At 30.5% G+C, this 24,382-nt stretch carries 25 protein-coding genes; 13 read left to right on the plus strand and 12 right to left on the minus strand.

The genetic code is table 11. The features are described 5' to 3' along the window. Nucleotides 1-11: 11 nt before the first annotated feature. A complete protein-coding gene (dut, locus tag FBE87_RS07385; RefSeq protein ID WP_002851377.1) occupies nt 12-701 on the plus strand; it encodes a dUTPase in 690 nt (229 codons plus the stop codon). Between the two features lies 1 nt (nt 702). After that, nucleotides 703-1,416: an EI24 domain-containing protein gene (locus FBE87_RS07390; RefSeq protein ID WP_002819467.1), complete on the plus strand. Its 714-nt coding sequence runs from the start codon at nt 703-705 to the stop codon at nt 1,414-1,416. On the opposite strand, the gene tilS is transcribed toward FBE87_RS07390, so the two are convergent. After that, entirely contained in the window at nt 1,399-2,364 is a 966-nt protein-coding gene (gene tilS, locus FBE87_RS07395; RefSeq protein WP_100621803.1) for a tRNA lysidine(34) synthetase TilS, read from the minus strand. The two genes, FBE87_RS07390 and tilS, sit on opposite strands and share 18 nt — an antisense overlap. Continuing rightward, on the minus strand, nt 2,354-3,673 hold the full coding sequence (gene rimO, locus FBE87_RS07400; RefSeq protein WP_004304553.1) for a 30S ribosomal protein S12 methylthiotransferase RimO: 1,320 nt from the start codon (nt 3,671-3,673) through the stop codon (nt 2,354-2,356). The genes tilS and rimO overlap by 11 nt, the downstream gene beginning before the upstream one ends. 73 nt (nt 3,674-3,746) lie before the next feature. Between rimO and prfB the strand changes: the two genes are divergently transcribed. Next, complete coding sequence (prfB, locus tag FBE87_RS07405) at nt 3,747-4,844, plus strand: peptide chain release factor 2 (protein WP_100621804.1); 1,098 nt, start codon at nt 3,747-3,749, stop codon at nt 4,842-4,844. A 157-nt stretch (nt 4,845-5,001) separates the two neighbouring features. On the opposite strand, the gene FBE87_RS07410 is transcribed toward prfB, so the two are convergent. The 3 genes from FBE87_RS07410 to FBE87_RS07420 form a co-directional block, all read right to left on the minus strand. Continuing rightward, nucleotides 5,002-5,316, minus strand: a complete 315-nt coding sequence (locus tag FBE87_RS07410; protein WP_002851510.1) for a hypothetical protein — start codon at nt 5,314-5,316, stop codon at nt 5,002-5,004. Nucleotides 5,317-5,437: 121 nt separating this feature from the next. Continuing rightward, complete coding sequence (gene truD, locus FBE87_RS07415; RefSeq protein WP_002912481.1) at nt 5,438-6,556, minus strand: tRNA pseudouridine(13) synthase TruD; 1,119 nt, start codon at nt 6,554-6,556, stop codon at nt 5,438-5,440. After that, nucleotides 6,525-7,346, minus strand: coding sequence for a thiamine-phosphate kinase (locus FBE87_RS07420; RefSeq protein WP_002867254.1), 822 nt, complete (start codon nt 7,344-7,346; stop codon nt 6,525-6,527). Before FBE87_RS07420 ends, truD begins: the two co-directional genes overlap by 32 nt. 86 nt (nt 7,347-7,432) lie before the next feature. On the opposite strand from FBE87_RS07420, the gene FBE87_RS07425 reads away from it, so the two are divergent. The 10 genes from FBE87_RS07425 to FBE87_RS07470 all read left to right on the plus strand — a co-directional run bounded on the left by FBE87_RS07425 (nt 7,433) and on the right by FBE87_RS07470 (nt 15,130). Continuing rightward, a complete protein-coding gene (locus tag FBE87_RS07425) occupies nt 7,433-8,506 on the plus strand; it encodes a DUF5644 domain-containing protein (RefSeq protein ID WP_002874145.1) in 1,074 nt (357 codons plus the stop codon). Continuing rightward, a complete protein-coding gene (locus FBE87_RS07430; protein ID WP_002826012.1) occupies nt 8,503-8,886 on the plus strand; it encodes a hypothetical protein in 384 nt (127 codons plus the stop codon). The genes FBE87_RS07425 and FBE87_RS07430 overlap by 4 nt, the downstream gene beginning before the upstream one ends. Next, nucleotides 8,879-9,562, plus strand: a complete 684-nt coding sequence (gene rsmD / locus FBE87_RS07435) for a 16S rRNA (guanine(966)-N(2))-methyltransferase RsmD (RefSeq protein WP_002874144.1) — start codon at nt 8,879-8,881, stop codon at nt 9,560-9,562. Before FBE87_RS07430 ends, rsmD begins: the two co-directional genes overlap by 8 nt. A gap of 58 nt (nt 9,563-9,620) precedes the next feature. Next, a complete protein-coding gene (locus FBE87_RS07440) occupies nt 9,621-10,667 on the plus strand; it encodes a flagellar basal body P-ring protein FlgI (protein ID WP_100621805.1) in 1,047 nt (348 codons plus the stop codon). Continuing rightward, complete coding sequence (locus tag FBE87_RS07445; protein ID WP_002784057.1) at nt 10,667-11,008, plus strand: hypothetical protein; 342 nt, start codon at nt 10,667-10,669, stop codon at nt 11,006-11,008. The genes FBE87_RS07440 and FBE87_RS07445 overlap by 1 nt, the downstream gene beginning before the upstream one ends. Nucleotides 11,009-11,070: 62 nt before the next feature. Continuing rightward, entirely contained in the window at nt 11,071-11,268 is a 198-nt protein-coding gene (gene flgM, locus FBE87_RS07450) for a flagellar biosynthesis anti-sigma factor FlgM (protein ID WP_002779262.1), read from the plus strand. A gap of 42 nt (nt 11,269-11,310) precedes the next feature. Continuing rightward, a complete protein-coding gene (locus tag FBE87_RS07455; RefSeq protein ID WP_002869783.1) occupies nt 11,311-11,745 on the plus strand; it encodes a flagellar protein FlgN in 435 nt (144 codons plus the stop codon). A gap of 9 nt (nt 11,746-11,754) precedes the next feature. Next, nucleotides 11,755-13,581, plus strand: a complete 1,827-nt coding sequence (gene flgK / locus FBE87_RS07460) for a flagellar hook-associated protein FlgK (RefSeq protein ID WP_002851396.1) — start codon at nt 11,755-11,757, stop codon at nt 13,579-13,581. 16 nt (nt 13,582-13,597) lie between these two features. Then, nucleotides 13,598-14,362, plus strand: coding sequence for a TIGR02757 family protein (locus FBE87_RS07465; protein WP_002851318.1), 765 nt, complete (start codon nt 13,598-13,600; stop codon nt 14,360-14,362). 3 nt (nt 14,363-14,365) lie between these two features. Then, complete coding sequence (locus tag FBE87_RS07470; RefSeq protein WP_100621807.1) at nt 14,366-15,130, plus strand: TSUP family transporter; 765 nt, start codon at nt 14,366-14,368, stop codon at nt 15,128-15,130. Here FBE87_RS07470 and FBE87_RS07475 read toward each other — a convergent pair. Genes FBE87_RS07475 through nifJ form a run of 7 tightly spaced genes read right to left on the minus strand, consistent with a single transcriptional unit; the run spans nt 15,123 to nt 24,327 of the window. Beyond that, nucleotides 15,123-16,304 (minus strand): type II secretion system F family protein, encoded by a 1,182-nt coding sequence (locus FBE87_RS07475; RefSeq protein ID WP_002868229.1) that lies wholly within the window; start codon nt 16,302-16,304, stop codon nt 15,123-15,125. The genes FBE87_RS07470 and FBE87_RS07475 overlap by 8 nt on opposite strands. After that, a complete protein-coding gene (locus FBE87_RS07480; RefSeq protein WP_011812800.1) occupies nt 16,301-17,860 on the minus strand; it encodes a GspE/PulE family protein in 1,560 nt (519 codons plus the stop codon). Before FBE87_RS07480 ends, FBE87_RS07475 begins: the two co-directional genes overlap by 4 nt. Further along, nucleotides 17,850-18,437: a membrane protein gene (locus FBE87_RS07485; RefSeq protein WP_002851370.1), complete on the minus strand. Its 588-nt coding sequence runs from the start codon at nt 18,435-18,437 to the stop codon at nt 17,850-17,852. The genes FBE87_RS07480 and FBE87_RS07485 overlap by 11 nt, the downstream gene beginning before the upstream one ends. Before the next feature lie 3 nt (nt 18,438-18,440). Then, nucleotides 18,441-19,049: an ATP-binding protein gene (locus tag FBE87_RS07490; protein ID WP_002851464.1), complete on the minus strand. Its 609-nt coding sequence runs from the start codon at nt 19,047-19,049 to the stop codon at nt 18,441-18,443. Next, nucleotides 19,042-20,454 (minus strand): pilus (MSHA type) biogenesis protein MshL, encoded by a 1,413-nt coding sequence (gene mshL / locus FBE87_RS07495; protein WP_002871859.1) that lies wholly within the window; start codon nt 20,452-20,454, stop codon nt 19,042-19,044. The genes FBE87_RS07490 and mshL overlap by 8 nt, the downstream gene beginning before the upstream one ends. Further along, nucleotides 20,432-20,743: a hypothetical protein gene (locus FBE87_RS07500; protein ID WP_002855438.1), complete on the minus strand. Its 312-nt coding sequence runs from the start codon at nt 20,741-20,743 to the stop codon at nt 20,432-20,434. The genes mshL and FBE87_RS07500 overlap by 23 nt, the downstream gene beginning before the upstream one ends. Before the next feature lie 23 nt (nt 20,744-20,766). Next, on the minus strand, nt 20,767-24,327 hold the full coding sequence (gene nifJ / locus FBE87_RS07505) for a pyruvate:ferredoxin (flavodoxin) oxidoreductase (protein ID WP_002871858.1): 3,561 nt from the start codon (nt 24,325-24,327) through the stop codon (nt 20,767-20,769). Between the last annotated feature and the right edge of the window lie 55 nt (nt 24,328-24,382).

Raw genomic sequence — 24,382 nt, forward strand, 5'->3', positions numbered from 1 at the left:
GGAGTTTTTAAATGACAAATATCGAAATTTTAGAAAATATGCTCAAACTCCAACAAAAACTCAACGATGAAACAAACGGCTTAAATTGGGAAAATGGCTACACCAAAGAAGGAAAACTGATCAGTTGGAGACGCTGTATTTATATGGAATGTGCAGAACTTATAGACTCTTTTACATGGAAACATTGGAAAAATATTTCAAGTCTAACAAATTGGGAAAATGTGCGTATAGAGATTGTCGATATTTGGCATTTTATTTTAAGTCTTTTACTTGAAGAGTATCGCGATAAAAACAATAAAGATTTCAAAGCTATAGCCACAGAAGTTAATGCTGTAAGCGTGTTTCAAGATTTTTGCAAAGAAGAAGAATACCCTAATGAGGGTGATATTTATGGCATTTTAAATGATATAGAGCTTATTATCCATAAATGCAGTGGTTTTGGATTTAATCTTGGAGAATTACTTTCAACCTATTTTACCCTAGCTATTAAATGTGGGCTAAATCTTGAAATTCTTTATAAGACCTACATAGGTAAAAATGTTTTAAATATTTTTAGACAAAACAATGGTTACAAAGATGGCAGCTATAAAAAAACTTGGAATGGCAAAGAAGACAATGAAGTTTTAGCTCAAATTTTAGAACAAGAGCTTGATTTTGATACTATTTATAAAAAACTAGAAGAATGCTACAAAAAGGCATAATTTGGATATTTTAAAACTTGCAATCAAAGATTTTTTAAGTCTTAAATTTTTAAAATTTGCCTTAATTCCTTTGATTTTTAGCCTTATACTGATGCTTTTTTTAGGAGTACTTGGCTTTTCGGCCTTGCTTGATTATTTTAATTCTTTATTTAGCGTTGGAGAAGATTCGTTTTGGGCGTGGTTTTATGCTCTTCATTTTGTACAAATTTTAATCACCATCATAAGTTTTTTATTTTCAGGTTTTATTGTTGTTTTTGCTTCGGTTTTTTTAGCCCTTTTTATCACTTCTTTTCTTACTCCTTTTATCGCTAAAGAAATCAACCAAAAATATTACCATTATGATAATACAAACGAAGTTTCAACCTTAAAAACTATCTTTGAAATTTTTAAAATATTTATAAAATTTATAGGGATTTTATTGCTTTGCACCTTGGCTTTATTTTTACCTTTTATAAATATTTTTGTATATTATCTTGCTTTTTATTATCTCTTTCACAAACTTTTAATGATTGATGTTACAAGCACGATTTTAGACAAAGAAAGTTTTAAAAATTTTCATTCCGATTTTTCGCCTTTAGAGTTTAAATTTAGCACTCTTTGTTTTTATCTACTCTCATCAGTACCACTTTTAGGACTTTTTTTGCAAGTATTTTTTGTGATTTTTCTCACACATTTAAGCTATCAAAGAATTTTAAAACTAAAAGCTAAGGCTTGAAATATCGATTTTATGATTATATAAATAAGCTCTTAAAAGTCTTGGAATTTTAGCTATTCTACACTCTTCTTTGAAATTTTTAGGTAATTTTTGACAAGTTTCATACTCAAAAACAATAGCTTGTTCGTTTTTATATGCAAGTGCTATTTTACCACCTAAAACACAATCACCCTTTAAAAGCTCTTTTCTTTGTGCCGTGCTTAAAAGCAAACCTTTCATTTTCACCGCTCTAGCAATCAAGCTTTCATTTTTAGGGCAAATAAGAAGTCCTTGAATTTCTTTGATATTTTCAAAATCATAAAGTTTTTTCCTGTCTTCATCAAGATAAGAAAAACTTCTTTTTAAACCCTGATGAAATTCACTCACAAAGGCATTAGAGAAATTTTTTCTTATATAATTTCTAAAATATTTTTCATTTTCATTACTTTCATCATGGAAATAAAAAATATCTTTTTCTTTTAAAAAAGATGAAATTTCATCTTTACTTATAAAGAGTAAAGGGCGTAAAAGTGTATAATTTGAGCGTTTTTCACACTCTTGCATACCTAAAATTTCAGCCAAACCTGCGCCTCGTGAAAGTTGCATCAAAAACCATTCAAATTGATCGTTTAAATGATGGGCTAAGATAAGATGGTTATAACCTTGCTCAAGACAAATTTTTTCAAAAAAATCATAGCGAAAATCTCTGGCTTTTTTTTCAAAGTTACTTTGAAATTTAGGAGCGTGTTTTATGAAAATTTTTTTATGAAATTTTAAAGCAAGTTCTTTGGCTTTTAACTCTTCTAAATCACTATTTTTTCTAGTTTTGTAATTTATCATCACAAGATCAAAGTCGATCTTTTCTTGCATTAAAAGATAAAAAAGCACACTAGAATCACTTCCATAAGAAAAAGCGAGTAAATTTTTACCCCTTTTTAAAAGGGATAAAATTTCATCTTTAATTTGCATCTACTTTTCTTAAAGCCTTAGCAAGGAGCTTTTTATCAAGGTTTTGTAAAATTTCACATTCATAAATTTGCCCCATTTCTAAATTTCCACATTCACTTTCATTGATAAGAATTTCCCCATCAATCTCTCTATCCCATCTTAAATCTTTAGCTGCGATGAAAAACTCTCCCTCGCTACTTTTTCCTGTGCAAACTACTAAACGCTTTTGCCCTACTTCTTTTTCAAAACTTTTTTCTATGACTTCATCAACAATTTTTTCTATGATTTTAAGCCTTTTATTGATCACTTTAAAAGGCACTTGCTCCATATCAAAAGCAGCCGTATCTTCTTCCTTAGAATACGCAAAAACGCTTATCCTATCAAAACCAAAATCTTTAACAAACTCACAAAGCTCTTCAAAATCCGCCTCACTCTCACCTGGATGTCCTACGATAAAGCCCGTGCGTAAAAAACTATTTGGCGCACTTTTCATTAAATTTAGCATTTCTTTAAGTCTTGTGCTATTTGCCCCACGCTTCATGATTTTAAGCATATTATCACTTATGTGTTGTAAAGGCATATCAAAATAATTTACAAAAATTTCAGAAGCTATAATGCGTTTAATCAAAGCTTCACTCGCACTCGTAGGATAAAGATATAAAATTCTAGCCGCTCTTATGCCTTTGATTTTTTCCACCTCATCGATTAAGCGTATAAGCCCATCTTTTTCACCCTTATCAAACAAATAAGAACTCGTATCTTGTGCAATAAAAGAAAAGTCCTTATAACCTCTAGCTACCAAATCTTTAAGCTCAGCTATAATGCTACTTATCTCACGAGATTTTAACTTGCCTTTAAAACTTGGGATGGCACAAAAAGAGCATTTTTGATTACAACCTTCGGCGATTTTTATAAAAGCATGGGAATTTGAACCTGTGATAATACGTTTAGAATTTTCACTTTGCAAATAAGTCGAATTTGAAAATAAATTTGTTTTTTTAAGTATCATTTCATCGATTCTTTCATAATCACCCACACCTGTGAAAAGATCAACCTCAGGAAGTTCTTTCATAAGTTCTTCGCGGTAACGCTGCATCAAACAACCCGTAACCACCAAAAGAGAATCTTTTTTTCTTTGTTCGTGCAAATCCAAAATCGCATTAATACTTTCTTTTTTTGCACTATCGATAAAACCACAAGTATTTACGATTAAAACATCAGCTTTGCTTGGTTCATCGCAAAGTTCATAAGCACTAAGGTGCCCTAGCATGATCTCACTATCGACTAAATTTTTATTACAACCTAAAGACATAAGATAAAGTTTTGACATTTTTTTCCTATATTAAAGTTTTCTTTTGATATAATTTTTGACTTTAAAAATATAATTATAGCAAAGAAATTTTATGGATAATTACGAATTTAGCGAACTTTTAAAAACTTTAAAAAACAAAGTCAGCAACATAGCCTCCATCATCAAGCCTGAAAATATCCAAACAAGGCTTAAAGAAATCGAAGAGCTTGAAAATTCTCCTTCTTTTTGGAGTGATGTTAAACAAGCAGGAATCATAGGTAAAGAAAAAACTAAAATCACCAATCTACTTAAAAACTATGAAAATGCTTTTAATGCTCTAAATGACGCAAGCGAACTTTTCGATCTAGCCAATAGCGAAAACGATACAGAAACACTTGAAGCTTTATTTAATGACGCACCAAAACTTGAAGATACCATCACAAGTCTTGAAATTTCCATGCTTTTAAGCGGGGAAAATGATGGTAAAAATGCCATTGTTTCCATTCACCCAGGTGCAGGTGGAACGGAAAGTAATGACTGGGCAAGCATACTTTATAGAATGTATTTAAGATTTTGTGAAAGAGAAGGTTTTAAAGTCGAAACTTTAGACTTTCAAGAAGGCGAAGAAGCAGGACTTAAAGATGTGAGCTTTTTAGTTAAAGGAGAAAATGCTTATGGTTATTTAAAAGCTGAAAATGGTATCCATCGTTTGGTAAGAACTTCTCCTTTTGATAGTGCAGGACGCCGTCATACAAGCTTTTCAAGTGTTATGGTAAGCCCTGAACTTGATGATGATATAGAAATTGAAATCGAAGAAAAAGACATAAGAATAGATTATTACAGAGCAAGCGGTGCAGGCGGACAACATGTCAATAAAACAGAATCGGCTGTGAGAATCACGCATTTTCCAACCGGCATAGTCGTACAATGCCAAAATGACAGAAGTCAGCACAAAAACAAAGCCACCGCTTTTAAAATGCTAAAATCTCGCCTTTATGAACTTGAACTCATGAAACAACAAGATAGTGCTAATACTGGAGAAAAAAGCGAGATAGGTTGGGGGCATCAAATCCGTTCTTATGTGCTTTTCCCTTATCAGCAAGTCAAAGACAATCGCAGCGGAGAAGCTTTTTCTCAAGTGGATAATATCCTTGATGGGGATATCAAAAAAATGATAGAAGGCGTTTTGATTGCTTTAAAAGCGGAGTAACAGGCTTAAAAATAAGTAATTTCTGCAAAATGTCGGTATAAAAAAATTAGAAAGATAGCGGGATTTTCCCGCTTGTTTTATTATCTTGCATAAAACCTAAGAGCATCATTCACAGAATAATAAACTCTTTTCTTAAAATCTTTATCGCAATAAACACTCACAACTTTATAGTCTTTTTATCGTTTGGATTTAATAAGAAAACATAGTTTGAGTATGGAGTTTTATCTATTTCTAAATCACGCTTCATTTCTTTAATTTTGCCTTCTGGATTGTTAATATCACTAATTGTTCTGACTGAAGTATAATCATAAAGTTTATAATTTGGATATTTTTTCATAATCTCTTGATTACCTAAATCAAACATAGCTTGATCGTTGCCATTGTTTTTTAACTCGACTAAATCGCCATCGCCACAATCTACAATCAAAGTCATAGCTCCTAAAGCCAAAGCACTTGTTAAAATCTTTTTCATTATTTTTGCTCCTAGTTTTAAAATTAAATTAATATAACTATACCTAAATTTAAAATTTAAATATCATTTTTGCAATAAATTCTAAAGTAAAAATCACGTAAAAATTTAACTCATAATTATTTCATTCAAACAAATTTTTATGCAAAATTTCTTCTAAAACCACAGTAGCATAAGAGCCTTTTTGCAAGAAAAACTCTATACAAAAATGAGCTTTTTCTTCATCATAACGCCATTTTAACTCTTCTAAATATCCCCACATAAAGCGTCTTGAACCTTGCATTTTAGCCTTAAACTCCAAAGTATCTTTAAAAATTTCATTTTCTAAATTTAAGGCCAAACCTTCTCCTGTTTCATAAGCCTTAGCACCGATTAAAAGCCCCATGGCGCTTATATCTCTTGCCTTAAAACGCCCAAGCTCAGCACTTAAATCCTCGCATAAAAAACACTTTCCAAAAGGATAATGCCCTAAAACCTCACCTTTTAAAAGCTTAAAAAATTGTTCTTGTTTTTTAAGTTCCTTAGCTTCTTCTTTAGAAATTTTATAAATTTGGATCAATTCTTTTTCGCTAAAATCATTTGCAAAATGTGATAACTCCACTCTTTTACTCAAATAGCGATTAAAAAGCTCACTTTGAAAAGCTGAAATTAAAAACTCTTTCATTTTTACATTTTTCATTTTTTTGCCACGCAAAATTTCAAGCCCTTCTTTATAATTATCCCCAAATTTTCCAAAACGCTGATAACCAAAATAATTCGTAAAACCTTGCTTATCCAAATTCATCAAAGCTTGTTCTAGTTTTAAAGCATCGCTTGGTAAAACTTTTTTTAAGCGTATAAAAAAAGTATTTCCTTTTAAATGCCCTATTCTTAGCTTGTTTTCATGGGTAAAAATTTCTAAAATTTTAAGTTTAGGATGAGAAAAATTTGACAAAAAACTCTCAAATTTTTTAGGCATAGAAAGGTATTGAAAGGTTGATCCTTGCTTATCTTTAAGCCCTGCATAACCAAAATCTCTTATTTTAACCCCGCTTGTTTCGCTTAAAATTTTTAAAGCTTCATTTGTGGTTAAATCTTTTTTATTGATATGCAAAATAAGATGTTCACCCTTACCGCTAAATTCATACAAAGGCCTTTCACGCACTACAAAATCATCGCTATTTTTACTAAAATACGCATTAATAGGACTGTGTTTTAAACTATACAAAGGCTTAAAAATGGTGTTCTCTTCCTCTAAATTCATATTTTCCTTTCACTGCTTTTCCAAAGATATTTAATTTCACGCCGTGTTTTTTGGCTATTGTTTTTATATTTTGACGCTCTTTTTCATCAAAAGCAAACAAAATTTCATATTCTTCTCCGCTATAAAGCGTATAATCATCAAGTTTTTTAAACCAAGAAATACCGCATTTATTTAAGGCTAAAAGTCTTGATAAATCCTTGCTTAAACCATCTGAAATATCCATAGCACAAGAAATTAAAGGTGCGATTTCATAAAAAAAACTAGCTCTTAATTTTGGCTTTATAAATACATGGTTTGGTTTTAAAGTGCCCCCATTTTGTAAAATTTCAAGCCCTTTTAAACTTCGTCCTAATTTTCCCGTATAAGCAAGTAAATGTCCCTTTTTTAAACCTTTTCTAAAAACAGCTTTATCGTTAATCTTTGAAATGATAGTAAGACTAATGTCTATTTTATCATTGCTTATAGTATCACCGCCTATGATTTTTATATTAAATTTTCTAGCTGTTTTTAAAAAACCTTTTTGCAAGGCTTTGATCTCATTTTCGCTTAAATTTTTTGGTAAAGCAAGTCCTAAAAGTGCGTATTTTGGTACAGCATTCATTGAAATAGCATCTGAGATATTAACAAGCATTGCTTTTGTAGCAATTTGCTCTAAGCTAAACCACTCTCTTTTAAAATGCACATTTTCAAAAAACAAATCCTTACTAAAACACCAATCATCAATAATAGCTCCATCATCACCATTTTTTTCATTTAAAAAAGCTTTGATAATAAAATCTTCTTTGTTCATAATGCGTGATTTTATAAAATTTCCTTTTAAATTCTAGTGAATTTTAGAAAAATTTTATATAATATAAAAATATTTAAGGAAAAACCATGAAAAAATTAGAATTAAGAATTTTTAGATTTGATAAAACTAAGGATTATGAGGCTTATTATAAACCTTATATTTATGATAATTATGAAAATTTTGCAAGTTTTTATGATCTGCTTTTGCAAGTTCAAAATGATGATATTTATTTTGATTTTGATAAAGATGAAGATACTTACATAGTTGTAAATAAGCAAATCATACCACTTTTTACACCTTTAGAAAAAATAGCAAAAGAATTTGATTTTAGTCTTTGTATCGAGCCTTTAAACACAAAAAGAGCCATTAAAGATCTTATCATCGATAAAAATGATTTTTTAGACAAATACAAATATCTTGAAAAATTTGGTGATGAAGAGGATAAAAAACTTTATGCAAAATATGATTATTTATATTATGCAAGTGAAATTTTAGACTATCTTCCTGAATATATGGGCGATGGAGTGTTTTATTTGGCTTCAAAAATGATAGAAAAATATCCTGAAAAAAAGATAGAAATTTTAAAAACTCTAGCAGATAAAGAAAAGGGTATTTTTTATCATCTTGAAAGCAAAAATGAAATTTTAGAAACAACGATCAAAAACCTACAAAATGAAATTTTAAATTTAGGGCTTTTTGATAAAAATATTTTACACTTTGATTTACCTAAAACCAATGCTTTTGATAATGAGATCAAAGAACTTAAAGAAATTAAACATAATTTTAAAGATTTCAATATAGCTTTTTATGGTTTTAATGCTTGCGATACTTTAAAATCCAAACTTAAGGCTAAATTTATTTCCTATGAAAACAGTATAAAAAATAATGGCTTTAGCTTGCTTAATCTAAATCCTACGCTAAGCTATAAAATAGCCGCAGATATTGTTTTGGACGCTTATGATAGCGGGGCTGATTTTATGGTAGTAAAAGAAGAAAAAGATTTTTATCTTTTTGATACTTGTGCTAAAAAACTTATGCAAACAAGTGGAAGGGAATTTGAAGACTTTTATATTTTGAGCCGTTTTGAGTTTTTAGCCCTTATCGAAGGCATACAAGCTCCATCATTAAAAAATCACACTTTAAAGGTTAGTTTGATATGAAAATCTCTTTAGAATGCAAAGATCTCATCATAGAAAAAACTTTAGAACTTTTTTTAAAAGATCATTTGGTAATGAAAAAAAATTGTGATTTCATCATTAGCGATGAAAAAATTCATACCGCAAAACCCTTATTTATCATCTCTAAAAACTCTCCATTTTTAAGCATACCATTTAGCAAAGAAGCCTTGTTTGAGTCTTTAAATGAATTTGATAATGCCTTAAAAGCAGCAGCTTTGCAACTTGCACTTGAACAAAAAAGACTGCTTGAAGAAAAAATTGACGCTATTGCTTTGGAATTTAAAAAAGATTATGAAAATAAAATCGATCTTGCCATAAAAGATCTTAAAAACAAACTCGTAAAAGCACTTAATGATGAATGATGAATTTATAAGCGTTAAAGACTTTTTTAATCACAATGAAAAAAGAAAAAAATTTCTTCAAAAACAAGAAATTAAACCTCCCAAAGAAAAAACAAAAAAAACCAAAGAAACAAAGCTTTATACAAATATAGAAAGTGGTAAATACAAAGGGAAAAAACTACTTTTACCTAGTCTTACAACAACAAGAAGTACTAAAAGCATAGTCAAAAGTTGTGTTTTTAATGTAATAAGAGAAGATTTAAGAAGTAAAATTTTCATTGAAGCCTTTGGAGGAAGTGCTTTAATGGCGGCTGAAGCACTAAGTAATCATGCTTTAAAAGCTTATGCTATAGAACTTGATGCAAAAGCTTATAAAATTGCTTTAGAAAATGCTAAAAATATAGATCCAAATTTAGAAGTGATCCATGCAAATACTTTTGAAATTTTACCTAAACTCATAGAAAATTCAAAAAATGAAATCATCTTATATCTTGACCCACCTTTTGATATCAGAGAAGGTTTTAGTGATATTTATGAAAAAATTTATCATTTTTTAGAAAATTTAGATTTAAAGACTTTAAATTTAATCATTTTTGAATACCACTCAACCATAAAAACTCCCGAAAAAATCCAAAATTTTCAAAAAGTTAAAGAAAAGAAATTTGGATCAACTAGCTTAAGTTTTTACTCTTCTTAACTCACTTGGAACACTTTTTGCTTGATCTATCATCAACAATAGATTAAAGGAAGAATCCATGAGAGTTTTAACGATATTTTTACTCTTTATGACAAGCATTTTTGCAGTGCAAATCAAGGATGTAGCAAATACTGTAGGTGTAAGAGATAACCAACTTATAGGTTATGGACTTGTTGTAGGGCTTAATGGAAGCGGCGATGGAACAAGCTCTAAATTTACACTACAATCCATCTCAAACCTTTTGCAAGGTATGAATATCAAAGTAGATCCTAATGATATCAAATCAAAAAATACCGCAGCTGTTATGGTTACAGCCAAACTTCCAACCTTTGCAAAAAGCGGAGATAAACTTGATATTACCGTTTCATCTATGGGTGATGCAAAATCTTTACAAGGTGGAACACTTTTACTGACTGCACTTCGTGGGATTGATGGTGAAATTTATGCTATAGCACAAGGCTCTATCTCAACAGGAGGTTTAACACCTAGACCAGGAGGAGCAGGTTCTCACTCAACTGCTGCAACTGTAATGGGCGGAGCTAATGTAGAAAGAGAAATTCCACAAAATTTTAGCCAAAACAATGATCTAACCTTAAGTTTAAAAGTAGCGGATTTTAAAACCGCAAACGATATAGAAAGAGTTTTAAATACTGTCTTTGGCGAAGAAGTAGCTAAAGCCATCGACTCTCGCACAGTAAAACTCAAAAAACCTGAAGATCTTTCAAATGTTGATTTTATGGCAAGAGTTTTAGAACAAGATATAGCTTATAAACCACAAAGCAAAGTTATCATCGATGAAAGAACAGGAACAGTGATTGCTGGAGTTGATGTGGAGGTAGAACCTGTTTTAATCACTCATAAAGATATCACTATAAAAATAGATCCAAACAATAACGCAGTAGCTAATCAAAATGAAATCGATATGAAAGATGGTGGTTTTGTAGATCCAAGTTCAAATACCTTAAGAATCAACAATGCAAAAAGCACAGTTGCAAATATAGCTAGAATGCTTAACAAACTTGGAGCAACCCCAAATGACATTATCACTATTATGGAAAATTTAAAGCGCGCAGGTGCAATTAACGCGGATTTGGAGATCATCTAATGAAAGTGGATAATTTTTTAAATACTTATAGTATGAATAGCGCTTTACTTGATCGTGCAGCCAAAGCAAGAAGTTTAGAATCAAGCATCAAAATAAATGACAATGATATAGTTACAAAGAGCAAAGAAGATGAAGCCTTAAAAGAACAAACGGATGCTTTTGAGGCATTTTTTTTAAAGCAAGTTTTAGATGTATCTTTAAAAAGTCAAAATTCACTCTTTGGAAAAGATGCCAGCGATGAAATATACTCTTCCATGTATAATGATACCATGAGTAAAGCTTTAAGTGGAGGTATGGGTTTTTCAAAATTATTATACGATTTTTTAAAAGAAAGGGGTTAAGTTTTTTAAATTTAGGTCGATATGGTTTGTAGAGGATTATAACTAAGATCAAGGAGGCAGAAATGATCAATCCTATACAACAAAGTTATGTGGCAAATACCGCATTAAATACAAATAGAATAGATAAAGAAACTAAAACAAACGATACTCAAAAAACGGAAAATGATAAAGCGAGTAAAATCGCAGAGCAGATTAAAAATGGTACTTATAAAATCGATACAAAAGCTACGGCTGCTGCGATTGCTGACTCTTTAATCTAAAAACTTTCATTCTCCTTTTTTTGAGAGAGAAAAGGAGAAAATATGCTTAAACAAAGACTTGATGAAGTAAATGCTATCTTAGTAAAACTTATTGCTTTAACCGAAGAAGATATAGAAAATATCAAAGTGGCTAAACATGAGAGTGTAACGCCAAGTGTAGAAGAAAAAAACAAACTTATCGCGGAATTTATTACAGCTAAAAAACAACTTGATGTTGCCTTGGTTGAGCTAAATAATAGCTCTACAAAAGGGCTTAGTGAACTCTTAGATGATGAAGATAAACAAAAACTAGATCTACTTAAAAAAAATCTTCAAAACCTTCATAGTAAAAACAAAGAGTATGCTAAATTTGTTCTTATTGTCAAAGATTTTCTTGATGGCTTAGTAAATAAAATGTTTGATATCAATGATGGAACAAATAATGCTTATGGAGATAAAAAGACAAATCCAGAGTCAATTTTCAAGATCAATGTATAAGGATTTATAATGGGTATTTTTGGAACATTATACACAGGTGTTACAGGCTTAAAGGCAAGCGAGGTTCAAATCGCAACAACTGGAAATAATATCTCAAATGCTAATGCAACTTTTTATACACGCCAAAGAGTGGTGCAAACTACAAATGGATATATTACAACAGGTGGAGTTCAAGTAGGCACAGGAACTGCCGTAGAAAGTATAGTGCGTTTGCATGATGAGTATTCTTACTATAAATTAAAAGGTGCATCTACTCAACTAGAATATACTAAATATATGGCTTCCACTTTACAAGAAATTGCGCAGCGTTTTCCCGACTTACAAAATACTGGAATTTTGCAAGATTTAGAAAATTATAACAAAGCTTGGAATGATTTTGCATCTAACCCCAACGAAAATGCCACAAAAATAGCCCTTGTAAAAGCTTCTCAGACCTTAACAGAAAGCGTTAATAACACTTTTGCAACCTTAGATAAAATCCAAAAAAAAGTAAATGATGATATTAAAAATACAGTTGATGAGATTAATAGAATTGGTGAAGAAATTGCTACTATAAATAAACAAATTTATGGACAAGAAGCCTTACCAACAGAACACGCAAATGAACTTAGGGATAGAAGAGATGAACTTGAGCTTACTCTTTCAAAGCTAGTTAGTGCAGTTGCAAGCAAAAATGAAATCAATCAAGACAATCGCCTTGATACAACCATCACTGATCCAGGACATCAATACAATCTAAGTATAGAAGGTTTTAGTATAGTAGATGGAATAAATTTTCATCCTTTAAAGCTTGATTATGATGATAAAAATAAATCTTATAGCATTTATTATGAAACTCCTGATGAAAAAGTTCGCGATCTTACTGCAAAAATTAGCGGTGGACAGCTTGGTGCTCAACTTGACTTACGCGGTAGAAACTATAGCAAAAGCGAAGGAAAATATGAAGATGGAATTATCCAAGGTTATATGGATTCTTTAGATACTTTTGCTAAGACCATGATCAATGAAACTAACAATCTTTATGCAAGTTCTGCGAAAAGTTCTGTTACTTCTGATTATCTATCTGGGCTTAAGGGAGATATTCCTTTAGTTAATTACGATAGAACCATACAACCAGGAAGTTTTGATATAGTCATTTATGATGATAAAGGCGATAAAAAACTCACCAAAACCATCACCATAGATGTAAATACAACCATGAATGATATCATGCGCCAAATCAATGCTAATACAGATGATAATGACAATAAAAATTCAAACGATGATGTTGATGATCATATCAATGCAAGTTTTAGCTACGATGCAAAAACTGGAGATGGTTTATTTCAAATCAATGCAAAATCAGGTTTTAAGGTAGCCATTGAAGATAAGGGCACAAATTTCGCAGGTGCGTTTAGCATAGGTGGTTTTTTCAGCGGAACTGATGCAAGTGACATGAAAGTAAAAGATTCCATCTTAAATGATCCAAGTACAGTAAGAGCAAGCTCAAATGGAGTTGATAGTGGTAATGACATGGCAAATAAAATCATCCAACTTCAATATAAAAAAGTTAATTTTTATAATGAAGATGGCACTATCGATAATCTTACTATGGAAGAATATTACCGCAAACTTACAGGTAAAATAGCCTCAGATGGTGAAAATAACAATGTCGTCAATTCAAGCAATGAAACTCTTTATAATTCTGTTTATAGCGAGTACCAATCTAAAAGTGGCGTAAATACAAATGAAGAATTAGCCGCCCTTATACAATATCAATCAAGTTACGGTGCAGCAGCAAAAATCGTCTCAACCGTAGATCAAATGCTTGATACCTTACTAGGGCTTAAATCTTAAGCTCTAGTAATATCAAATGAAAAATTTTATCCATCTTAAAGCTAAGCTCGATTTTTTAGCCAATCAAAAAAATACCAATCATTCCCTTTTTGAAACTCCAGATCCTTTGCAAATTGCTAAAATTCACAATGATGAATTTATTGCCTTAATTTGTGCTTTATTTGCCTATGGAAATGCTAAAAATATAGTAAATTTTCTAAAGAAACTTGATTTTTCTTTATTAAACCTTCAAGAAAAACAAATAAAAAAAGAACTTAAAAATTTAAAATACCGCTTCCAAAATGAAAAAGATATACAAGAAATTTTTATCACTCTTTCAAGGCTGAAAAATGAAATTTCACTCTACGAACTTTTTTATCAAGCCTATCAAGAAAGAGAAAATACCACAGATGCCATCTTAGCTTTTATGCAAAAAATCAAAACCTTAAATTCATATTCAAGTTATGGATATGATTTTTTCTTTGGAAAAATTTGGCAAAACACCCCTACTTCACCTCTTAAACGCTATAATATGTATCTAAGATGGATGGTTAGAAAAGATGAACTTGATCTTGGACTTTTTACCAAAATTCACACCAAAGACCTTTTAATTCCACTTGATACACATGCACATAAAATTTCCTTGACTTTAGGACTTCTAAAGCGTAAAATATATGATTATAAAAGTGTTTTAGAACTCACACAAAATTTAAAAAAATTAGATGCAAATGATCCCATAAAATATGACTTTGCACTCTATCGTTTAGGGCAAAGTAAGGAAATTGACAAATTTAAGGAGTGAAGAATGGGTTTTGAGCACTTAAATACGATTTATTATTTCATACTTTTTTTTGTAGCTCTTTTTGCTGGTTTTATAGATTCTATTGTAGGTGGAGGAGGGCTTATTACTCTACCAGCACTCATAGCCTGTGGAATTCCTGCGCATTTATCCTTAGCAACAAACAAACTCCAAAGCGTCTTTGGTTCTTTTACGGCTACTTTAACTTATTTTAAATCCACCACTCTACCTCGTCTTGCTTGGGGTGTTTTTTTCACAGCCTTAGGAGCAGCTATAGGAAGTTATAGTGTTCTTTTTGTAAAAGATGAGCAATTAAAGCTTATTATCTTAATCTTTTTAACTCTTACCTTCTTATATACAGCCTTACGTCCCAACTTAGGCAAACACGAAAGCGAACCTAAAATAAAAAATATCAAAATTTTTCATTTAATTTGTGGCTTAACTTTAGGATTTTATGATGGATTTTTAGGGCCTGGAACGGGTTCATTTTGGATTTTTGCTTGTGTGATGCTACTAGGTTTTAATATGAGAAAAGCGAGCATTAATACTAAAATTTTAAATTTCACAAGCAACATCATTGCTCTTGCTATATTTTTATGGCAATATGAACTTTTATGGGCTGTAGGTTTGCTTATGGGTGTAGGACAAGTTTTAGGAGCTTATTTAGGCTCAAAACTTGTATTAAAAACTAATGGAGAGTTTATAAAAACTTTATTTTTAATCGTTGTAGGAGCTACTATTATTAAAGTAGCTTGGGATTATTTTAGTTAAAATTGACCCCTGAGCTAAGCTCCCACATAGGTAAAAATATACCTAAAGCCAAAAACAAAACTAAAAGCGCTACAAATAAAGTCATCATAGGCTCTAAAAAAATCAAAAATCTATCCATCAAATTTTCGCTTTTTTGTTGATAATATTTGGCAATTTCTTCACTTAATACTTCAAGTCTTCCACTTTTCATCGCAACACTAAGCATAGAAAACACCAAAGAATCAAAAATATCAATCTTTTTAAAAGCCTGACTTAACTCAAGACCAGAATCTATAAAACTAAAAAGTTTTTTATACTGAAAAATTAAAAATTTATTTTCAAGCCCTATAATAGCTAAATCAAAAGCTTTAGATATTGAAATTCCATTTTTTAAAAGCAAAGAAAAAACCATAAAAAAATAATAATTTTGATTATAAATAATCAAACGAGAAATCAAAGGTACTTTTAAAAATAAAAAATCGCAAGAAAAAGCAAAAGAATGAAAATTTTTATAAGCTAAAATAAGCATAACAATAAAAATAACAAACAAAAATATGCAAAAAATTCCATAGTCATCTAAAAAATTATAAATTTCTAACATTACATGCGTGATAAAAGGCAAACTCGCGCCTAAATTTTCAAATAAATCTTTAAAATTAGGCACTACAAAAAGCATTAAAAACAAAAATGCTCCGATAATACTTAAAAAAACCAAAGTAGGATATCTAAAAGCCTTTTTTAATTGTTTTTGACTCTCTAAACTTTTTTCTCGAAGTTTAGAAATTTGACTAAACACTTCACTGATTTTTCCTGTCTTTTCAGCCGTTTTAATCAAAGCTAACTCCGCACGATTTAATCCAAAATTAGCATTTTCAAAAGCTTGATTTAGATTTTGGGCTAAAATTAAATTGTCTAATATCTTTTTCATAATCTTGCAAGAGTGCATAAGATATAATTCTCTAATCGCTTCTTGAACACTTAATCCAACTTCACACAACAAAGCTAGCTCTTTAAAAAAGAGTATAAAATTTTCATCCTTTAATCTCTGAAAATTAGATTTTTGAATTTCTTTTATATCAATGATTTTCCAATTCTTTGACAAGGCTTTTGCTTGTGCTGTATTTAAATTTTCAGCTTTTATAGTTTTTGTATAATTTTGATTGTTTTTAAGAAATTCTACTTCATAAAATTTCATCTTACAACCCTTAAAAGCTCATCTATACTTGTAAGACCTTCTTTGGCTTTTTTTAAACCTTGTTCAAACATAGTTTGAAAGCCATATTTTTTTGCAAGCTCCATTAAAATCGTTTTATCTTGATTTTCCCTAATTGCACAAGCTAAATCTTCATTGATCTCTAAGCACTCAGCGATTAATTCTCTGCCAAAAAATCCACTATGATGACAACGCTCACATCCTTTTGGTTCAAAAAATTCACCTTCAAATTCAATATAATGTTTTTTGCTTTTTTGCTTACACCAAGGACAAAGTTTTCTAACCAAACGCTGTGCTATAACAAGACTCAAAGCCGATGCTATCAAGTAACTTTTTGCTTGCATATCCAAAAGCCTATCAATGGTACTAAGAGCATCATTAGTATGCAAGGTGCTTAAAAGCAAATGACCTGTTAAAGAAGCTTTAAGTGCAATATCTAAACTTTCTTCATCGCGAATTTCTCCTATCATGATAATATCAGGATCTTGCCTTAAAATTGCTCTTAAAACACTATTAAACTCGACTCCAACTTTTGAATTGAGCAAAATTTGCTGCACTAAAGGAATTTTATATTCTATAGGATCTTCTGCGGAAATAATCTTTTTTTCAATACTTTTCAACTCATTTAAACACGCGTATAAAGTTGTGCTTTTACCACTACCTGTAGGACCGGTTAATAAAATCATTCCATTGGGACGATGTAAAATCTTTTTTAAAATTTCTAAATTTTTATTTCCAAGATTTAGTTTATACAAATCCAAAATTTCTTTATCATGTTTTAAAATTCTTATAACAACACTTTCGCCATAAATCAAAGGCAAACATGAAACACGAAAATCATATCTTTCATTTTCAAAATCTAATTCAAAACTTCCATCTTGTGTTTTTCTTGATTCAGCTAAATTCAAACAAGCTAAAAATTTGACATGAAAAACCAAAGCTTCATAAATATCCTTCTCAAAAATAGCAAATTCACGCAAAATTCCATCAACCCTAAACCTAATCAAAGCATCATCATTTCTTGCCTCTATATGAATATCACTCGCATGAAAAGATAAAATTTCATGTAATAAAAAATCAAAAATTTGACTGATGCAACTTTGATCATCTCTTTTGTGATTTTCTTGCCATTCAAGTCTAAGCTTAATGCTTAATCTTTTAATCTCCTCTTGAATGCGAATTTGATTTAAAATTTTAGCTATCTTTAATTCATCGGCAATTGCAGTGTCGATTTTTTCACAAATCATAAAAGTCTTAACTTGCTCTAAAAGCTCTAAAGAACAAGGTTTGGATCTAATAATCATAAAGCCGTCATTGTTTTTAATAAGCAGAAATTTAAATTTTAAAAGTAAAGAAAAAGGTATACCTTCATAAATAAAATCATTATCTTCATCTAAATCAACAAAATGCAAATTACAAAAATTTGCTAATTTTTTAAAAAAATCCCAAGAAGTGATATTAAATTTAGTGCAAATTTCATCAAGACTTATTTCATTATCAATATAAGCTTGAAAAATTTTATCCATTCTACTTTCCATCTAATTCCATTAAACCATAATAATTTATATAAGCATCTAAAGCACTTTGAGCTTCTTTTTCTTCGCCTAAAGCTCTTTTAGCCTGAGCAAAAATCAGCCAAGAATCTTGTTTTTGCTTGTCAAGTTCATTGGCTTTTAAAGCCCAAAATATTGTCTTTTGATAAGCTTTAATATCAAAATACTTCTTAGCTAAATTTAATGCCTTTTCATAGCTTGGATTTTGATAAAAAGATTTTTTTAAATCAGAAATATTTAAAATTTTAGAATCAATTTCTATCTTACTAATATGTGTATTTTCCTGCACCGCTTTAACTTCTTCTAGTTCTTTATATAACTTTTCCCTAGAAATCTTATTTTTTTCTTGTAAAATTTGCGCTTGAAGAATCTTTTGCTCCAAATGCTTTTTATGTTCAATAGCTTGCAAATAAATATTTTTTTGCTTATTATATTTTTGCATTAGCACAAAAAAACAAAATGCTATTACTGATATTAGAATAATTAATAATAAATATTTTAAATATTTTTTAAGTAAAAAGTATTTATACCTAAGCTCAAGCTCTTTAATTCTTTCTTGCATATCTTACCTTAATAAGCCATTCTCTAAAGCACTAAGCTTTAAAATATACTCTTGACTTTTGTTTTTATCAAAAAAACTATTTATCTCATAAAAACTTTTTAAAGTTTTATCAATATATCTTAAATTTCCTTGAGAAATTTTTTGTAAAAACTTAAGACATTTATTTGAAAAATTCATTCCGAATTTCAATTTAATATAATCATCAAGTTCTAAAAGACTAATATTTTTCAATTTAAAACAAGCACTTAAACGACTTTTAAAATGCTCTTTTTTAAGTATATTTAACTTTTTATGAGAACTTAAAACAAAACTTATAGAATCACTATAAATCCTGATGCTTTCTAGCATTGCATAATCATACATTCCCACTTCATCAAGAATGATTAAACTCTGACCTTGTGAAATCAAAAACTCAATTTTTTCTTTTAAGAAACTCTGATCTTTAAAATTTTCATTAATAAAATCAACATTATATTTTTTTGCCAATCTTTGCAACAATACACTTTTACCACTACCACTTTTTCCCCATAAAAAAATAAAAGCTTTTTGGCTTTCTAAAATTTGATTGATTTGATGAAAAATTTCTTCTCTAAATGGAATAATTTTACTCATAATGCTTAAATCCTAGATCTTTAAGACTTGGAGCATTTACACTATCTACTATACTTGGAGTGATAATAAAAACAATTTCGGTTGCTTTAGAATTTAAAACTTCTCCTTTAAACAAAGAACCTAGGATTGGAATTTTTGATAGAAAATTGATAGAATTTTTCTCATTAGATTTATCGTGAGAAATCAATCCACCTAAAATTAAAGTTTGATTATTCTCTACTTGCACAACACTAGAAAGCTTTTTTTGTATGGTATCAGGAGCAATAGTTCTTGGTTCTTTTTGTCGTTTATTATCTTCTGGATACTTAAAATCACTTAAGCTTGGATTAATCCTGAGCATTATTTTTCCATCATCAGAAATTTCAGGCAAGATATTGAGTAAAATGCCTACAAAAATAGAATAATTGTTATAACTTTCACTAACAGTAGTCCCATTTTCAGTGCCTTTAGAACTTTCTTTAACTTGATAATTTATAGTATCACCTACAGAAATAATGGCTTGTTGGTTATTTAAAGCCATAAGCTTTGGATTAGAAAGCACGCTAGTTTTTCCATTTTGAGAAAGAAAGTTAATAATAGAATCAAAATTTAAATTCGCCCTTAAACCCAAATTCTTAACAAAACCTTGCCCATTTTGAAACTGAATAAAAGAATTTTCATTATTTACTTGCGAATTTAAACCTATATTAAAATTTTGCCAATTAATCCCACTAGAATGGCTTTCATTTAAACTCACAGCAAGTATGCTAACATCGATAATAACTTGTTTTTTAAGACGATTTTCTAGTTTTTGCAAATAATTTTTCACACTTTTTAACTGAGAATTTGTTCCAGTTACTATAATAAGACCTGCATTGGGATTTATAATGGGAGTTTTAGCCTCATAATCTTCATGAGAATTTTTTAATAATACAATAATCTCTTTTTCTATATTTTGCCAAAAATCAAATTTTTCCATACTTTTAATCATATTGTCTTCTGCGTCATCAAAACTACCGCTATATTCACTTTGCCTTGGTTTAGCGTCTACAGACGCTTTAGTTATGCTTTGTCCTTCTCTGATAGAAGTGATATAACTTATCTTAAAAATCTTCGTATTAATGCCTGAAATTCTTAAAATTTTACCATCAAAATCATAGCTAAGATCATGCTCTTTGATAAAAAAATTAAAAATTTCGTCTAAACTCATTTGATGAATATTGACAGAGTTTTGCAATATTTCTAATTTTTCTTTGGCAATTTTATCTTTAACAATAATACTAAAAGAACAATATTTTGCAAGCTCATCAAGACTTTCTTGTATGCTTAATTTTTCATTAATACTGATATCAAAAAGACGCTTTTGACAATCTAAAGCATAAAGATAATGGCAAAAAAGAATGTTAATTAATATTAATCTTATCATTTTTATTTATTTGGATTGCAATTTCTAAATTATCATATTGGAATTTAATCTCTTTAGTATTTATTTCATATATTATAGCATCATCAATCATATCACCTTTTTTATACCATCGATCATAAATTTTTACTTTATCAAGCATAATTGCAGTAATTTTAATATGTCTTAATTTTTCAAAAGTAGGATTCACAAATGGGTTTTGAAGAGTATTAAAATTTATACGATTTTCTTTATCTATAAGTTTAAAATACTCTTCAAAATTATCTTGTGCAAACAAAGTGCTAAAACACAATGTAGCACTAAAAATATATTTTATCAGCTTTCAACCTCATTGCTATAATCAGCCATAGCGATACGCTTAAGCTGTCTATAGCGACGTTGAGCGTCTTTTTTATTGCGTTCAAAAAGCTCAGCAGCGTGTTCAGGATTTGCTTTTTTAAGTGAATTATAACGCACTTCATTCATCAAAAATTGCTCATATAAATCCCAATCAGGTTCTTTTCCTGTTAGAGTTAAAGGATTTTTTCCTTGCTCTTCTAAACGAGGATCAAAGGTATAAAGTGGCCAATAACCACATTTTGTAGCAAGCTCACCTTGCTCTCCTGAGTAACCCAGCCCACCTTTAATACCATGAGCTATACAAGGAGAATAACAAATCACCAAAGATGGTCCATTATAGGCCTCAGCTGCAGTGATAGCTTTGATAAGATGAGTATAATTTGCCGTTGAATTTACTTGTGCTACAAAAATATAACCATAAGTCATAGCAATTTGACCTAGATCTTTTTTCTGTATAGGTTTGCCTGCTGCTGCAAACTGTGCTACAGCTCCTGTTCTAGAAGATTTTGAACTTTGACCGCCTGTATTAGAATAAACTTCTGTATCAAGCACTAAAATATTTACATTTTCTCCACTTGCTAAAACATGATCAAGTCCGCCATAGCCTATATCATAAGCCCAACCATCACCACCAAAAATCCAGTGAGATTTTTTACTTAAATACTGTTTAAGCTCTAATATATCTTGTACAGCTTTAATATTTTTATTTTGCTCTAAAATAGGGATCATTTTATCTTTAATTTCCACAGACATAGCACCATTGTCTTTATTTGCAATCCAATCTTTAAAAAGGGCTGATAAAGCATTTGGAACTTCTTGCATACTCTCATTCATGATATGTTCAATGCGGTGTCTTGTGTTTTCAGTTGCAATTTTCATACCCAAACCAAACTCAGCATTGTCTTCAAAAAGTGAATTTCCCCAAGCAGGACCATGTCCATTTTTCACACTTTTTCTATAAGGAGTTGATGGAGCTGAACCCCCATAAATAGAACTACAACCTGTAGCATTAGCCACAATCATTCTTTCACCGAACAATCTTGTAATTAAAGTAATATAAGGAGTTTCTCCACATCCAGGACAAGCTCCATGGAATTCAAATAAAGGTTGGGCAAATTGTGCTCCTTTTGTAGCTTCTTTATTTAAAATATCATCTTTGTATGTGATTTCTTTAAATAAATAATCCGCATTTTCTTGCTCACCAAAATCCATCTCTTCTTGAAGTGGTACCATAACCAAAGATTTTTCTTTAGTAGGACACTCATGAACACAAAGCTCACAGCCTGTACAATCAAGTGGAGAAACTTGAATTTTAAAGCTTAATTTTTCTCCTTTGGTTCCTTTAGCTTCTAAAGCATGATCTTTTACACCGCGAGGTGCATTTGCCATTTCTTCATCATTAATCAAAAATGGCCTGATAACAGCATGCGGACAAACTGAAGCACATTGATTACATTGGATACAATTTGCCTCTATCCATCTTGGTACCATAACCCCAACACCGCGTTTTTCGTATTCGGTTGTGCCGTGTTCAAAACTTCCATCTTCATAACCTAAAAAGGCTGAAACAGGTAAATCATCACCCTTAGCCGCATTCATAGGTTTTACGATTTTTTCAACAAATTCAGTACCTTTATAGGCATTGGTTTGTTCTTTTTCTTTAAGCTCTAAATTTTTCCAATTTGGATCCACTTCAACTTTTACAAGTCCATCAGCACCCACATCAATAGCCTTGTAATTCATTTCTACAATAGCATCGCCTTTTTTACTATAAGATTTATACGCAAGCTCTTTCATGTATTTTTGTGCGTCTTCATAAGGAATGATTTTTGCAAGTTTGAAAAAGGCTGATTGCATAATGGTATTTGTACGATTTCCCAAACCTATATCACGAGCTAGTTTGGTTGCATTGATGATATAAAAATTTACTTCTTTTTCAGCTAAAGTTTTCTTTACTGCATCTGGAAGTTGTCTTATGGTTTCTTCAGCATTCCAAATACTATTTAAAAGGAAAGTTCCTCCTTTGCGAATTCCTGCTAAAACATCATAAATTTCCAAATAAGCCGCTACCGAACAAGCGATAAAATGCGGAGTTGAAACAAGATAAGTTGAACGGATAGGTTTTTTAGAAAATCTTAAATGGCTTCTTGTATAACCCCCTGATTTTTTAGAATCATAAGCAAAATAAGCTTGAGCGTAAAAATCCGTTTTATCTCCGATGATTTTAATCGAGTTTTTATTTGCGCCCACAGTTCCATCAGCACCAAGTCCGTAAAATAAACATTCGATCGTACTTTCATCTCCAAGTGAAATTTTCTCTCCAGTACTCAGTGAAGTATGAGTTACATCATCAATTATACCTACAGTAAAGCCATCTTTTGGATTATCAAGTTTAAGATTTTCAAATACTGCTATCATTTGAGCAGGATCAACATCCTTTGAAGAAAGTCCGTATCTTCCACCCACTATAACAGGAGCATTTTCTCTTCCATAGAAAGCTGATTTTACATCAAGATAAAGTGGTTCTCCGAGACTTCCTGGTTCTTTGGTTCTATCTAAAACCGCGATTTTTTTCACTGATTTTGGCATAACATCAAAGAAATATTTTAAACTAAATGGGCGATAAAGATAAACTTTTAAAATCCCTACCTTTTCACCCTTGGCATTAAGATAGTCCACCACTTCTTCAAGTGCTTGAGTTACAGAACCCATAGCAACAATCACACACTCTGGCTCTTTGTGACCATAATAAGTAAATGGTTTGTATTCTCTACCTGTAATTTTTGAAATTTCTTGCATATATTCATTAACAACATCAGGTAAAGCATTGTAAAAACGATTGCTTACTTCTCTAGTTTGAAAATAAATATCATCATTTTGTGCTGTTCCACGTGTTTTTGGATTTTCTGGATTTAAAGCATTATTTCTAAATTCAAGCAAAGCTTCTCTATCTAATAATCTATCAAAATGCGCATAATCCATTACTTCAACTTTTTGAATTTCATGGCTTGTTCTAAAACCATCAAAAAAATGTAAAAATGGCACTCTTCCCTTAATTGCAGCTAAATGTGCTACACCAGCTAAGTCCATGGTTTCTTGCACAGAATGCGAACAAAGCATAGCAAAACCAATTTGTCTTGCTGCATAAATATCTTGATGATCACCAAAGATAGACAAAGCTTGAGCAGCCAAAGAACGCGCTGCTACATGGATTACACAGGGGAGTAATTGACCTGCTATTTTATACATATTTGGAATTTTAAGGAGTAATCCTTGAGAAGCCGTATAAGTTGTAGTCAAAGCCCCAGCTTGTAAAGATCCATGCACACTACCTGCAGCTCCTGCTTCACTTTGCATTTCTACGATTTTTACAGGAACTCCAAAAAGATTTTTTTTTCCTGCAGCTGCCCACATATCGGTATAATCAGCCATAGGAGAACTAGGTGTAATAGGATAAATTCCAGCAACTTCAGTAAAAGCATACGCAGCGTATGCAGCAGCCTCATTTCCGTCCATAGTTTTCATAATTTTACCCATTGAGACCTTCCTTTATATTGATAATTTTTATAATTTTTTAACTATCAATTTACTA

The organism is Campylobacter sp. CFSAN093246 (genome assembly GCF_012889415.1).
In the GTDB taxonomy this organism is placed as follows: domain Bacteria; phylum Campylobacterota; class Campylobacteria; order Campylobacterales; family Campylobacteraceae; genus Campylobacter_D; species Campylobacter_D jejuni.